This window comes from Streptomyces sp. NBC_01515, from assembly GCF_045040345.1.
Lineage (GTDB): Bacteria > Actinomycetota > Actinomycetes > Streptomycetales > Streptomycetaceae > Streptomyces.
Genome location: NZ_CP109416.1, coordinates 8859298 through 8872212 on the forward strand (window position 1 = coordinate 8859298; position 12915 = coordinate 8872212).

The 12915-nt window shown below is 70.7% G+C and carries 14 protein-coding genes; 4 read left to right on the top strand and 10 right to left on the bottom strand.

Features of this window, described 5'->3' with window-relative positions:
- Positions 1 to 208: 208 nt before the first annotated feature.
- Positions 209 to 1573 (top strand): nucleobase:cation symporter-2 family protein, encoded by a 1365-nt coding sequence (locus tag OG407_RS39620; RefSeq protein ID WP_405864834.1) that lies wholly within the window; start codon positions 209 to 211, stop codon positions 1571 to 1573.
- On the opposite strand, the gene OG407_RS39625 is transcribed toward OG407_RS39620, so the two are convergent.
- Together OG407_RS39625 and OG407_RS39630 are read right to left on the bottom strand one after the other, a co-directional pair.
- The gene (locus tag OG407_RS39625; RefSeq protein WP_405864836.1) at positions 1558 to 2376 is read right to left on the bottom strand and encodes a chitosanase; all 819 of its coding nucleotides are present in this window, start codon (positions 2374 to 2376) and stop codon (positions 1558 to 1560) included. The genes OG407_RS39620 and OG407_RS39625 overlap by 16 nt on opposite strands.
- 180 nt (positions 2377 to 2556) lie before the next feature.
- Positions 2557 to 3360 carry a helix-turn-helix domain-containing protein gene (locus tag OG407_RS39630; protein WP_405864838.1) on the bottom strand — a complete coding sequence of 268 codons (804 nt, stop codon included), beginning with the start codon at positions 3358 to 3360 and terminating at the stop codon, positions 2557 to 2559.
- Positions 3361 to 3456: 96 nt separating this feature from the next.
- Between OG407_RS39630 and OG407_RS39635 the strand changes: the two genes are divergently transcribed.
- Complete coding sequence (locus OG407_RS39635; RefSeq protein ID WP_405864840.1) at positions 3457 to 4311, top strand: NAD(P)H-binding protein; 855 nt, start codon at positions 3457 to 3459, stop codon at positions 4309 to 4311.
- A gap of 194 nt (positions 4312 to 4505) precedes the next feature.
- Here the strand turns inward: OG407_RS39635 and OG407_RS39640 are convergent, their stop codons facing one another.
- Positions 4506 to 5966 carry an MFS transporter gene (locus tag OG407_RS39640; protein WP_405864842.1) on the bottom strand — a complete coding sequence of 487 codons (1461 nt, stop codon included), beginning with the start codon at positions 5964 to 5966 and terminating at the stop codon, positions 4506 to 4508.
- A 102-nt stretch (positions 5967 to 6068) separates the two neighbouring features.
- Between OG407_RS39640 and OG407_RS39645 the strand changes: the two genes are divergently transcribed.
- A complete protein-coding gene (locus OG407_RS39645) occupies positions 6069 to 6458 on the top strand; it encodes a winged helix-turn-helix transcriptional regulator (RefSeq protein ID WP_405864844.1) in 390 nt (129 codons plus the stop codon).
- Between the two features lie 7 nt (positions 6459 to 6465).
- On the opposite strand, the gene OG407_RS39650 is transcribed toward OG407_RS39645, so the two are convergent.
- The 5 genes from OG407_RS39650 to OG407_RS39670 all read right to left on the bottom strand — a co-directional run bounded on the left by OG407_RS39650 (position 6466) and on the right by OG407_RS39670 (position 10059).
- Positions 6466 to 6888 (bottom strand): acyl-CoA thioesterase, encoded by a 423-nt coding sequence (locus OG407_RS39650; protein WP_405864846.1) that lies wholly within the window; start codon positions 6886 to 6888, stop codon positions 6466 to 6468.
- Between the two features lie 75 nt (positions 6889 to 6963).
- Positions 6964 to 7617: a hypothetical protein gene (locus OG407_RS39655; protein WP_405864848.1), complete on the bottom strand. Its 654-nt coding sequence runs from the start codon at positions 7615 to 7617 to the stop codon at positions 6964 to 6966.
- 60 nt (positions 7618 to 7677) lie between these two features.
- Complete coding sequence (locus OG407_RS39660) at positions 7678 to 8277, bottom strand: histidine phosphatase family protein (protein WP_405864850.1); 600 nt, start codon at positions 8275 to 8277, stop codon at positions 7678 to 7680.
- A gap of 3 nt (positions 8278 to 8280) precedes the next feature.
- On the bottom strand, positions 8281 to 8814 hold the full coding sequence (locus OG407_RS39665) for an HAD domain-containing protein (protein WP_405864852.1): 534 nt from the start codon (positions 8812 to 8814) through the stop codon (positions 8281 to 8283).
- A 36-nt stretch (positions 8815 to 8850) separates the two neighbouring features.
- Positions 8851 to 10059 (bottom strand): pyridoxal phosphate-dependent aminotransferase, encoded by a 1209-nt coding sequence (locus tag OG407_RS39670; protein ID WP_317887857.1) that lies wholly within the window; start codon positions 10057 to 10059, stop codon positions 8851 to 8853.
- An 88-nt stretch (positions 10060 to 10147) separates the two neighbouring features.
- Here OG407_RS39670 and OG407_RS39675 point away from each other — a divergent pair, with 88 nt between their 5' ends.
- Positions 10148 to 10777 carry a winged helix-turn-helix transcriptional regulator gene (locus OG407_RS39675; protein WP_405864854.1) on the top strand — a complete coding sequence of 210 codons (630 nt, stop codon included), beginning with the start codon at positions 10148 to 10150 and terminating at the stop codon, positions 10775 to 10777.
- 61 nt (positions 10778 to 10838) lie between these two features.
- On the opposite strand, the gene OG407_RS39680 is transcribed toward OG407_RS39675, so the two are convergent.
- Together OG407_RS39680 and OG407_RS39685 are read right to left on the bottom strand one after the other, a co-directional pair.
- Complete coding sequence (locus OG407_RS39680) at positions 10839 to 11648, bottom strand: hypothetical protein (RefSeq protein ID WP_405864856.1); 810 nt, start codon at positions 11646 to 11648, stop codon at positions 10839 to 10841.
- Positions 11648 to 12913 carry a VWA domain-containing protein gene (locus tag OG407_RS39685; RefSeq protein WP_405864858.1) on the bottom strand — a complete coding sequence of 422 codons (1266 nt, stop codon included), beginning with the start codon at positions 12911 to 12913 and terminating at the stop codon, positions 11648 to 11650. Before OG407_RS39685 ends, OG407_RS39680 begins: the two co-directional genes overlap by 1 nt.
- Between the last annotated feature and the right edge of the window lie 2 nt (positions 12914 to 12915).

The following is a 12915-nucleotide window of genomic DNA, read 5'->3' on the forward strand; positions in this document are numbered from 1 at the left end:
CGCCGTACCGGGTCGACCAGTTGAAGATCTCCGGGTGAGGGGGACGGCCCTCGTCCGGTGGCCGTGGCCGGGGCGCGCACGCCTGTGTGCGCCCCGGAACGGCCTTACCCACGCCCCTTGTTGGGTTCCGTCCCGGTCCCGCACGACCGCGCACCACCTCCTGAAACCCACGTCAGAGCCGACGTGTTACCCGCCCGGAGGAGCCGCCGTGACCATCCACCCCGTTGACGAGAAACTCCCCGCACTCAAGATGGCCACCACGGGCCTCCAACACGTGGCCGCCATGTACGCGGGAGTCGTCGCCCCGCCGCTGATCGTCGGCGCGGCCGTCGGCCTCTCCGGCACCGAACTCACCTTCCTCACCGGCGCCTGCCTCTTCACCGCGGGCCTCGCGACCTTCCTGCAGACCATCGGCATCTGGAAGATCGGTGCCCGGCTGCCCTTCGTCAACGGCGTCACCTTCGCCGGGGTCGCCCCCATGACCGCGATCGTGGCCTCCACCAAGGACAAGTCCGACGCGCTGCCCGTCATCTTCGGCGCGGTGATCGTCGCCGGCCTCCTCGGCTTCCTCGCCGCCCCCTTCTTCAGCAAGGCGGTGCGCTTCTTCCCGCCGGTCGTCACCGGCACCGTGATAACGCTGATAGGCGTGTCCCTGCTGCCCGTTGCCTTCGGCTGGGCGCAGGGACCGAACCCCTCGGCACACGACTACGGTTCGCGGACGTACCTGGGTCTCGCCGCCGCCACGCTCGTCATCGTCCTGGTCCTCCGCCGCTTCACCCGCGGGTTCGTGAAGCAAATAGCCGTGCTCCTCGGCCTGTTGATCGGCACGCTCCTCGCGATCCCCTTCGGGGCAACGGACTTCAGCCCCGTCGCGGATGCGGACGTGGTCGGTTTCCCGAGCCCCTTCCACTTCGGCGCACCGCAGTTCCAGGTCGCCGCGATCGTCTCGATGTGCGTGGTGATGGTGGTCTCGATGACCGAATCCACCGCGGACATGCTGGCGTTGGGCGAGATCGTCGACCGCCCCGCCGACGAACGGACCATCGCCGCCGGCCTGCGCGCCGACACCCTCGGCTCCGCCCTCAGCCCGCTCTTCAACGGCTTCATGTGCAGCGCCTTCGCCCAGAACATCGGCCTGGTCGCCATGACCCGCATCCGCAGCCGGTACGTCGTCGCCACCGGCGGCGGCTTCCTGGTGCTCATGGGCCTGTGCCCGATGGCCGCCTCGCTCATCGCCGTCGTACCGCGCCCGGTGCTGGGCGGAGCGGGCGTCGTCCTGTTCGGCTCGGTCGCCGCGAGCGGCATCCAGACCCTCGTCAAGGCGGGCCTGGAGCGGGACGACAACATCCTGATCGTGGCGGTGTCGTTGGCCGTCGGCATCATCCCGATCACGGCGCCGGACTTCTACCACGCCTTCCCGCAGACCGTGCGGATCGTCCTCGACTCGGGCATCTCCACGGGCTGTGTGGCCGCGGTGGCGCTGAACCTGGTCTTCCACCACCTCGGCCGGGCCCGCGACGAGGCCAGGGGTACGACCGGAGCCGTACCCCTCGCCCGTCAGCCGATCTCGTAACTGTCCCCGTACACCTGCCACTTGAGCGGCGTGTCCAGGTCGAGGTTGCCCTGTTTCAGGAACACCCGTTGGGCCGTCTCGACCCGGGTCACGTCGCTGTGCGCCGCCTCCTGCTTCATCGCCCAGACACGGGCGTCGAGGAAGGCGTTGAGGTACGTCGTCTCGTCGCCGCCGTCGGTGGGAGTGGCCGCGTGCTTGCGGGCCCGGGCGCGGATGCCGCCGAAGGCGAGGGTGTCCGTGCCCGGGCCGTGCATGACCATCGCGTCGTAGTAGACGAACTGCCCGAGCGTGCCCACCCCGTCCTTCTTGGCGCGCACCACGGCCGGGTCGAAGTAGCCGCGGTCCCGTTCGTCGCGCTGCGCCTCGCGGAACGCGGCGGAGGTCTTCGCGGCCTTCCGCCAGGCGGAGGGGAAGCCGGGGGCCAACCCCTTATGTGAGGCAGTGCCGTTGACGGCGCGCAGTGCGGGCAGATAGCCGGCGAGGACATTGCCCGGGGCCCGCTTCGTGTACAACTCGACGAGGGCCAGCATGTCGCTGGTGCCGGAGCAGAAGCCGATGATCCCGCCGGTGTAGCCACGGCCGTCGCCGATGTCCTCGATGTACTTGTACTGCGCCTCCCAGTCCAGGGAGGAGTTCTCCGCGCTCGACACCAGCCGCATCGCGATCTCCTTCTTCGCCGGGGCGTCGAGCCCCGCCGAACCCGTCGTCGAGGCGTCGGCGGACGGCCACTGACTCGCGATCGCCGCGGTGCCGAGGGCGGCGAGCAGGGTGCGGCGGGTGGCTTTTCTTCGGAAGAACGGCACGTCGACTCCAAGGCGGGCGCGATACACAACAATTCTGAAAGGCAGCTGAGACTCGCGCGTCAACTTGGGAGCGCCGTGGGGCGGTGTTAGCAGGGCACTGTGAATTCCCCTGTCACGCAAGCAGGTTGGCGTGCGGGGTCTTCATGTCGAGACACCCGGAGTGGCGAACCGCATCCGCGTTCAGGCGCGTCGGACCGACTGGCAGGGCATGGCGTCCGGCAGCCGTCCCGTGAAGTACGACCGGGGCGGGACACCCATCAGGGCGCGGAAGTCGGAGGTCATGTGGGACTGGTCGTAGTAGCCGGTGACGGCGGCGAGTTGGGCCCAGGAGAGTTCGGCCGCGTGGGCCAGTACCGCGCGGACGCGGTTGATGCGGGCGAAGTGCTTGGGGGAGAGGCCGACCCCCTCGGCGAACAGGTTCCGCAACTGCCGCTCGCTGACGGAGAGTTCGCGGGCCACGTCGGGTACCGGGCCGGGCAGGTGTCCGGTGCGGATCGACATCGCGTCGACGCCGGCCCGGACGAGTCCGGTGCGCGAGGAGTCCGTGACGGCGGTGAGCCGCGCGGGGAGGACCTCCGCGAGCCGCTCCACCGTGCGCTCGGGGTCGGGATCCAACCAGCGCAGATCATCGGCGAGTTGGCGGGCCTTCCGGTCGGGCAGGTCCCCCAGGTTCATCGCCCGGCCGACGAGGTCGACCGCCGGAACACCCAGCAGCGGCAGCGTCGTGCCCGGAGCCAGCCGTACCTCCACGCACGACACGAGGGGCTTGCCCGCGTGGTAAGTGGCCCGGACCCGCGGCCCGACGACAAGGACGCTCCGCCGACCGTTCCCCTCGACCCGCACGACCACCTTCGTGTCCGCGTCCGGGAGATGCACGAACGGCTCCTTCGGCACGGCGTCGAGCCGCAGCGCGCCGACGCGCGTGATCCAGGGGCGCAGTTCGTCGGGCACGGGCACGGCCCACTGCGACAGGGCGTTCGTCACCCCTCCACGGTAAGCGCGCCACCGGTCCGAACACGGCCCTCGAACGTGCCGGAATCTCCTAGAACCCAGGCAGCCTTCCCGCCCACTGTGGTGGCCATGATTCTCGTTACGGGTGCCACGGGCACCATCGGCAGTGAAGTCGTACGACAGCTCGTGGCGCGCGGTGAGAAGGTGCGCGCCCTGACCCGGGACCCCGCGAAGGCCCAGTTCCCGGAGGGAGTTGAGGCAGCGCGGGGCCACCACGCCGACCGGGCCTCGGTGGAGGCGGCGATGACCGGCGCCGAAGTCGCCTTCCTGGTGGGGGTGTTCGGCCCGGACGACTCCGCGCACGACCGGGGTCTGGTGGAGGCGGCACGGGCGGCGGGCGTACGCCGCATCGTGAAGCTCTCCGGAATCGGCGCCGGTGACCCCGCCGTCGGACCGGTCGGCACCTGGCACGTGTCCGGTGAACAGGCCGTGCGGGACAGCGAGTTGGAGTGGACGATCCTGCGCCCCTCGGCCTTCGCCACGAACACGCTCGGCTGGGCGGCGTCCGTGCGCTCGGGCAGCCCGGTCCCGAACACGAGCGGCACCGGTGGCCAAGGGGTGGTCGACCCGCGCGATGTGTCCGAGGTGGCGGTCGCCGCGCTGCTCGACCCGGCCCACTCGGGCCGGACGTACACACTGACCGGCCCCGAGGTGCTCAGCGTCCCGGACCAGGCCGCCGTCCTCGCCGGGATCCTCGGCCGCCCGGTCGAGGTACGGGACCTGACCTCGGCCGAGGCACGCGAGTACCTGCGGGGGCTGGGCTTCAGCGACACGTTCATCGACGCCTCCGAGATCAGCAGGGAGTTCGTCCGCGACGGCGGCAACGAGGTCGTGACCGGTGACGTACGGGAGGTGCTGGGGCGGTCGGCGCGGACCTACCGGGAGTGGGCCCAGGACCACCGGGCGGCGTTCGGGGAGGGGTGATCCGGACGGGGGTGTAGGGCGGGCGTGGGTCGGCCCGAGCGGAGGTGAGGGCCGGTGGCGTGTGGCGTGCCGGGTGATCGGAGGCGCGGGCGCGGGGCGGAGGCACGGACGCAGGGCGGAGACGCGGGGCGGGCGCGTGGGGCGGTCGGAGGCGTCGGCGGAGATGGGAGCCCGGGTGCGCGGCCGTGGGGATGTCAGCCCCGCACCCGCACCCACCCCCGTCCCGATCGCAGCACCGCCGCCGCCAGCGCCAGGGCGGCCACCGCGAGCAACGCGCCCGTGCGGAAGGCGAGTTGGTACCCCTCCGCAGTCGCCGGTATCAACTCCGCACCCCGGGCGAGTAGTCCATCGGTCCGGCCCGCCGCCAGCGTCGACAGCACCGCCAGCCCCAGCGAACCGCCCACCACCTGCGTGGTGTTGAAGAGTCCGGAGGCCAATCCCGCGTCCTCCTCCCGTGCCCCCGACATGGCGAGCCCGGTCAGCGCGGGCATCGCGGCGGCGAACCCGGTGGCCAGCAGGAGCAGGGGCGGCAGTACGTCCGTGACGTAGGAGCCGTCGGCGGGGGCGCGGCCCAGCAGGGCCATCCCGGCGACGATGAGGACCAGCCCGGCCAGTAGTACCCGGTACGCGCCGAAGCGGCCGATGGTCCGTGCCGACAGGCCGAGCATGAGCACGCCGATCGCGACCGGCGCCGGCAGGAAGGCCGTACCGGTGAGCAACTCGCTGAAGCCGAGCACCCGTTGGACGTACAGGGCGCCGATGAACTGGAAGCCGAACATCGTGCCGATCATCAGGATCTGCACGGCGTTCGCCCCGGCCAGGAGGCGGGAGCGGAAAAGACGGAGGCGCAGCAGCGGGCGGGCGGCCCGGGCCTGGCGGACGGTGAACGCGACGAAGAGGGCCAGGGCGAGGGCGGCCAGGAGGAGGGTGGCGGAGAGGGAGCGGTCGCCGGTGCCGATGATGACGTACACGGTGAGCATCAGCGCGCCGGTGACCAGTGCGGCTCCCGGGTAGTCGGCGCCTTTGCCGAGTCCGGCGCCCTGTTCCGGGGCGAGGACGCGGACGGCCGCGAGCCACGCCACGATGCCGATCGGCAGGTTGATGAGGAAGATCCAGTGCCAGTTCAGGGCCTGGGTCAGCGCCCCGCCGAGGAACGTGCCGAGCGCTCCGCCCCCGGCACCGACCGCGCTGAACACCGCGATGGCGCGCGCCTGTTCGCGCGGTTCGGGGAAGAGCGCGACCAGCATCCCGAGGACCACGGCCGAGGCCATCGCCCCGCCGACGCCCTGCACGGCCCGGGCCGCGATCAGCATGCCCTGGCTGGTCGCGACCCCGCACAGCACGGAGGCCGCGGTGAACACGGCGAGCCCCGCCGCGAACATCCGCTTGCGGCCCACCAGATCGCCCAACCGGCCGACGAGCAGCAGCAGTCCACCGAACGGGATCAGATACGCGTTGACGACCCAGGCGAGCCCCGGCCCCGAGAAGCCGAGGTCGTTCTGGATCGCGGGCATGGCGACCGTGACGATGTTGCCGTCCAGGATCGTCATCAACGTCCCGGCACACAGGACGACGAGGGACGCCCAGCGGGAGTACGTTCGGGGCGACGGGCGCGTCCGTGATGTCTTCGACTCGGACCCGGTGAGTGCCGTCATGACGGTCTGACCTCCGTGGCTATCCATAGGAACCATAGGTGCACGACTTGTAACGGAATACATCGTGAGGAACCATGGAGGTCGTCGTAAGGAGGCACGTGGATGTCCCAGGGGAACACCGGTGTTACCGCCCAGGTCGTGAACGCGCACGCCTGCCCGGTCCGTGAGGTTCTTGACAGGGTCGCCGGCAAATGGAGCGTGCAGATCCTGGTCGCCGCGGCCCACGGACCCATCCGCTTCACCGAGTTGGAGCGCAGCATCGAGGGCATCAGTCGCCGCATGCTGACCCTCACCCTGCGCAACCTGGAGCGCGACGGACTCGTCACCCGCACCGTGCACCCGACGGTGCCACCGAAGGTCGAGTACGAACTCACCCCGGTTGCCCGGGAGTTGCACGAGACCCTGCTGCGGCTGACGGACTGGGCGGAGCGCAACCGCGTCTACATCGCGGAGTCCCGTGCGGCCTACGACACCGAGCGGCTGCCGGAGTAGTACCGGCTCAGAGCCCGAACAGGCCCGGATTCGTGGTCAACTTCCGGAAGAACTCCTGCGGTTGGGTGACCAGCCTGCGCTTCTGGAGGTCCAGCAGTCCGCCGGTCGACACGATCTCCGCGGAGACCGTGCCGTCCGCCTTGGTGATCGTCTGCAGCACGCGGAACGTCTTGCCCTCGCCCCACTCGAAGCCGCAGCTCACCGTCACCTCCTCGTCCACGCGCAGCTCGCGCAGATAGCGGATGGTGGTCTCCAGGACGACCGGCCCGATCCCCTGGGCGATCAACTCGGGCTGGCCCGCCCCCGCGGCGGTCAGCGCCGACCAGCGGGCGTGCTCCGCGTACTGCAGATACACGCTCTGATTGAGGTGCCCCAGGCTGTCGGTCTCGTATCCGCGGACGGTCACCGGGACGGAAAACGGCTCGCTCACTGCGTTCCCTTCTCGCACTGACGGACGATCTGACCGACCGATCTTGGCATGCCGGTCAGGTCCGGTCAGGTCCGTTCACGTCCGGCGCGGCGAGGCAAGCAGATAACTCGCCCCCGTTCGCGGCTCCTTGTGCTCGCTCACCTGCCAGCCCGCCCGCTCCAGCGTCCCCGCACACGCGCGCAGCGCCTCCCCGTCCGGATCGCGCACGGCGACCGCCTCGGGCTGCGGAGTCACACGCACCCGGTAGCCCTCCGTCTCCCGCCCGGCGGGCCGGTGCCCGGCCGCCTCCAGGGCGAGCGCGGCGGCCTGCACCAGATGACTCCGCTCCCAGCCGCACGGCCGCTCCACGGAACCGTCCGGATTCGTCATCCGGCGCAGCTCCAGCAACCCCTGCCAGGCGCTGTGCACTTCACGGGTGCGGGCGGCGGGGGCGACGCCCGTCTCCTCCTCGCCGCCGATGCGCGCGGCGAACACCCCGGCGGTCGTGGTGGAGTTGGAGGTCGCGGTGGCTTCGGCAGCGGTGGCGGGCTCGGCGATCTCCGGTTCCGACTCCCGTATTCGATGCCCCGCCGGCGTCAGAAAGTGATCGTGCGGCGGGCGCGGGTGCCGGAACGCCAGCTCCCGCTTCACCAGCGCGGTGAGCTGAGCCTCCGTACCCCGCAGCCGCCCGGTGACGGGATCGGCGGCGTCGATGACACGCCGCTGCGCGGCGGTCGGCGGTCGTGTCACGGAGTGCTCCCTCCCGTCTGTCGGTCCACCCGGACGTCGTATGCGCGTCCCATCCGAAGGTTACGACGGGGGTCTGACATTCCAGGCGGCGATGACCGGCCGTCCGTGCTCCGTGCTCAGCCGGCACAGCGTCCCGGTCGCGAGCTGGAACAACGCGCCCTTCGACGGCGGCAGCCGGAGCCACCGCGCGGTGAGCACCCGTAGGAAATGGCCGTGTGCCACCAGGACGACCACGCCCTCGGTGTTGGCGAGGGCCGCGTCCACCTCGGCCAGGGCGCGGTCGGCGCGCTCGCCCACCTGCTCCGGGCTCTCCCCGGGATGGTCCGGCGGTCCGGGCGTGACCCCGTCGGTGAACAGGAACCAGTCCGGCCGGGTGCGCTGGATCTCGACGGTCGTGATGCCCTCGTAGCCGCCGTAGTCCCACTCCCGTAGATCCACGTCGATGCGGACGTCCGTGAGCCCGATCAGCTCGGCGGTCTCCCGCGCGCGCTGCATGGGGCTGACGAACGCGGCGCCGACCCGGTGCGAGCGGATCAGCGGCACCAGTCCGCGTGCCTCCTCCCGCCCCTTCGCGGTGAGCGGGACATCGGTCGAGCTGGTGTGCCGCCCCGACCGGGACCATTCGGTCTCTCCGTGCCGTACGAGGAAAAGATCGCCCATGGCTCACAGGCTATGGGCCCACCGCTCCAACGTCGCGAAATCGCCCTCCCGTAGACCCCTGCGCGGGTCCACCTTGAGGAGGAGAGCAGGCCCGTCGTGGTGTGCCTCTACATGCCGTACGTCCAGGTCGGTGACCAGGTCGTCGACCCAGACGAAGGGGCGGCCGGCGGCCCAGGCCACGATCTGGCGGGTCTTCCAGTAGAGGCCGTCCGGGTCCTCGGCGAACAGGTCGGTGAACTCGATCACCGGGAGGTCACCGGGGAGCCCGACGACCGGCGCGATCATCTCGTTGGCCTGATGCATCCAGGTGGTGGCCCAGGCGGGCTCGTACGGCAGGGCCAGTATTCGCTCGCCGTGCCCGGGGTGCAGGCGCACCCGCAGCCCGCGCCGCAGCCGCCGGGAACCCGGCTCCTGGCGGGCCGACCAGTTCGCCGGCCACAGCCGACGGGTGACATACCCGCGGTGGCGCAGGAACCGGGCGCCGTACGGGTTGAGGGGGCCGTCGACGTCGAGGAGCAGCAGGGGGCGGTCGGTCATGGGGAGGAGTTACCCAGGGCGGTGCGGAGGTATCTGCTACTGGCGATACCCGCCCAGGAAGCGCCCGATCCGGCCGATCGCCGCCTCCAGGTCGTCCGCGTACGGCAGCGTGAGGATGCGGAAGTGGTCGGGGGTCGGCCAGTTGAAGCCCGTGCCCTGGACGACCTGGATCTTCTCCCGGAGCAGCAGGTCCAGGACGAACTTCTCGTCGTCGTGGATCTTGTGCACCTTGGGGTCGAGGCGGGGGAACGCGTACAGGGCGCCCTTCGGCTTCACGCACGAGACCCCCGGGATCTCGTTCAGCTTTTCCCACACCACGTTGCGCTGTTCGTGCAGTCGCCCGCCGGGGACCGTCAGGTCGCGGATGGACTGGCGGCCGCCGAGCGCGGCCTGGATGGCGTACTGCGCGGGCGCGTTCGGGCACAGCCGCATGGAGGCCAGCATCGTCAGGCCCTCCAGGTAGTTCTTGGCGTGCTGCTTCGGGCCCGTCACCACCAGCCAGCCCGAGCGGAAGCCGGCGACGCGGTACGTCTTCGACAGGCCGCAGAAGGTGAGGACGACCAGGTCGGGGGCGAGCGCGGCGGCCGAGTGGTGCACGGCGTCGTCGTAGAGGATCTGGTCGTAGATCTCGTCGGCGAAGACCATCAGGCCGTGCCGGCGGGCGAGGTCGAGGATGCCCTCGACGATCTCCTTGGGGTAGACGGCGCCGGTGGGGTTGTTCGGGTTGATGATGACGACGGCCTTGGTACGGTCGGTGATCTTCGCCGCCATGTCGTCCAGGTCCGGGTACCAGTCGGCCTGTTCGTCGCAGAGGTAGTGGACCGCCTTGCCGCCGGAGAGGGTCGTCACCGCCGTCCAGAGCGGGAAGTCCGGGGCGGGGATGAGGATTTCGTCGCCGTCCTCCAGCAGTGCCTGTACGGCCATGGAGACCAGCTCGGAGACGCCGTTGCCCAGGAACACGTCGTCCACGTCGACTTCGAGACCCAGGGTCTGGTAGCGCTGGGCGACCGCGCGGCGGGCGGAGAGGATGCCGCGCGAGTCCGTGTAGCCGTGGGCCTGGGGGAGCATCCGGATCATGTCCTGGATGATCTCCTCGGGCGCCTCGAAGCCGAAGAGCGCGGGGTTGCCGGTGTTCAGGCGCAGGACGCTGTGGCCTGCCTCCTCCAGTGCGTTGGCATGCTCGATCACCGGACCGCGGATCTCGTAACAGACCTCGCTGAGCTTGCTCGACTGCCGGAACTCCATTGCGCCCTCGCCCCATCGGCTTCGTGTGTTGCTTGGTTTTACCAAGTGTGAGCTTGGAAAGTCCAACAACATGTCTAGACTGCGTCGCATGTCACCTCGCCGAAGCTACGACCAGTACTGTTCCGCGGCCCGGGCCCTCGACCTCGTCGGCGACCGCTGGACCCTGCTGATCGTCCGCGAACTCCTCGCCGGCCCGCGCCGCTACACGGACCTGCACGCCGATCTGCCGGGTGTCAGCACGGACGTACTCGCCTCACGGCTGAAGGACATGGAGCGGGACGGGTTGACGACCCGTAGGCGGCTGCCGCCTCCCGGTGCCGCTTTCGTCTACGAACTCACCGGTCGCGGGCGGGAGTTGCTGCCCGTGCTGCAAGCCCTCGGTGCGTGGGGTGCGCCCGAGTTGGGGGAGCGGCGCCCTACGGACGCGGTGCGTGCGCACTGGTTCGCGCTGCCGTTGCTGCGGGCGCTGGAGGGGGAGGGGCTGGTCGAAGTCCGGCTGGAGGAGGGGGAGTTCCACGTGTGGGTGGGAACGGAGGAGGGCGGGGCGGTCTACGGCGAAGGGCCTGCGCCCCGGGAGCCCGACGCCCGGCTCGTGCTCGGTGTCGACACGTGTACGGCCGTCGCGCAGGGGGAGTTGAGCCTTCCCGACGCGGTGCGTGCCGGGCGCGTCGAGGTGACCGGCGACGGCACGCTCGCGAAGGCGCTGCGGGAGGCGTGAGTCGGGCCTGACATGGCAGAAGGCCCGCTGTGGGCGGGCCTTCTGACGAGACGTCACGGAGTTACATACCGGGCGGCGGAACCCGCCTCGGTCGTCCCGAACCCCGGGTCAGCGCGTATCCGCCGATCCCCGCGAGCGCGGCCAGTACGCCGCCCACGCCGGTCCACACCCAGCGGTCGGACCACCAGCCGGAGGACCAGCCGCCGTCGGGCTCGATGCTGGACAGTGCCGCCGAGGTCGACGACGAACTGTCGTCGTCCGAAGCCGACTTGGCCGCGATCCCCGGCGTCAGCGGCTGCGCCAGCGAACCGTCCACCGCCGCCGAACCGCCGATGTCCTTGGAGTCCACCCGCACCTCGGTGCTCACCGGGAGACCCAGGTCCGAGGACTGGAGATCCACGACCGTGAGCCGGACGTAGTACGTGCCCGGCAGCGGGTCGTTGGCCCAAGTCTCCGACCAGGCACGGACGGTACGCAGCGTGCACGCCAGGTCCAGGGAGGTCGCGTCCTGCGCTGCGGTGCGCGTCGAGGCCCCGTACTGGCAGGCCTGACGGCGCCGCAGCCCGTCGTAGACGTCGAGCTGCCAGGTCTCGCCCGCGTGGGTGTCGGGCAGCTTCACCGTCGCCTTGACGGTGGGGCGTTGGCCGGCGTCCGCGGCGAACGACCAGTACAGGTAGTCGCCGGTGGAGCCGCTCGCGGTGGCCTGCTGGCCCTGGTCCAGTTCCGTCGCCGTACGGAAGGAGGTGCCCGCCTGGGTGGGCGCCGAGTTGTCGTCGGAGGGGCTCGCGGAGGGGGAGGAGTCCGCCATCGCGGGCGTCGCCGCCAGCCCCGCCAGCAGCAGGGCCGTGCTCAACACACGTGTGATCCGCATCAGTTGGTCCTCCAGACCGCGAGACGCCAGCGGGACAGCCAGCCCCAGAGCAGACCCGCGACGAAGCCGGCCAGCACGAGGGCGCCGAGGAGCCACCAGCCGCGGCCGAGGCCGAAGGAGGCCACGTCGCTCGCCTTGCTCGGCCCGTCCACGACGTCCACGGTGAGTTCGAGGGGCAGACCGGGAGTGGTCTTCACCCCGGAGGCCGCCGAGAAGGAGTTGGTGACCTGCAGACAGACGGTCTCCGCCGGGGCGTTGTCGTCGTCGCTCTCCGCCTTCGGGTAGCGCAGGCCGGTGGAGATGACATCCGTACGGCCGTTGCCCGTGCCCTCGCCGCGTACGATCTCGCGGCCGTGCATGGTGACCGCGCGCAGCAACACCCCGTAGTCCGGGTTGACTTCACGGTCGGCGCCGACGCTCACCGAAGCGCGCAGCTCCTGGCCGGGGTTGACGTCCACGCGGTAGAAGCGCTGCTTGCCGAACTCCTCGCGGTCCGTGTACAGACCGGACTTGAGGGTCGGGGCACTGGTGCACTGGGCGGTGCCCTCGGTGGCGACCGGGGTCACCACCGGGTCGGCGGCGCGGTCCACCAACTGGCCGACACGGTCGGAGAGTTCCTCCTTGTGCTGCACGGAGGTGTACGTGCCGCCGGTCGCGTCCGCGATGCAGCTGAGCTGGTCACGGGTCTTGGCGTCCGGCACCAGACCCAGCGTGTCGATGGTCAGGCCGATGCCCTTGGCCGCGATCTCGCGGGCCACCTCGCACGGGTCCAGCGGCTGGCAGGTGTCCTCGCCGTCGCTGATCAGGACGATACGACGGGTGGCGTCACCGCCGTTGAGGTCGTCCGCCGCCTTCAACAGTGCCGGGCCGATCGGCGTCCAGCCGGTGGGCTGGAGCGTCGCGACCGCGGCCTTGGCCTCGGTGCGGTTCAAAGTGCCCACCGGGTAGAGCTGCGCGGTGTCCTTGCAGCCCGTCTTCCGGTCGTTGCCGTGGTAGTTGGCGCCCAAGGTGCGGATGCCGAGCTGCACTTCCTCGGGCGTGGCGTCGAGCACCTCGTTGAACGCCTGCTTCGCCGCTGCCATCCGTGAGCCGCCGTCTATGTCCTTGGCGCTCATGGATCCGCTGACGTCCAGCACGAGTTCGACCTTGGGGGAGGCCGCGGAGTCCGTCTCGTCGGCGACCGCTCCGGCGGGGAAGGCGACCCCGGCCGTGAGGGTGGCGAGCAGGGCACAGATCCCCGCCGCCAGCCGTTGTCTTGTGATCATCG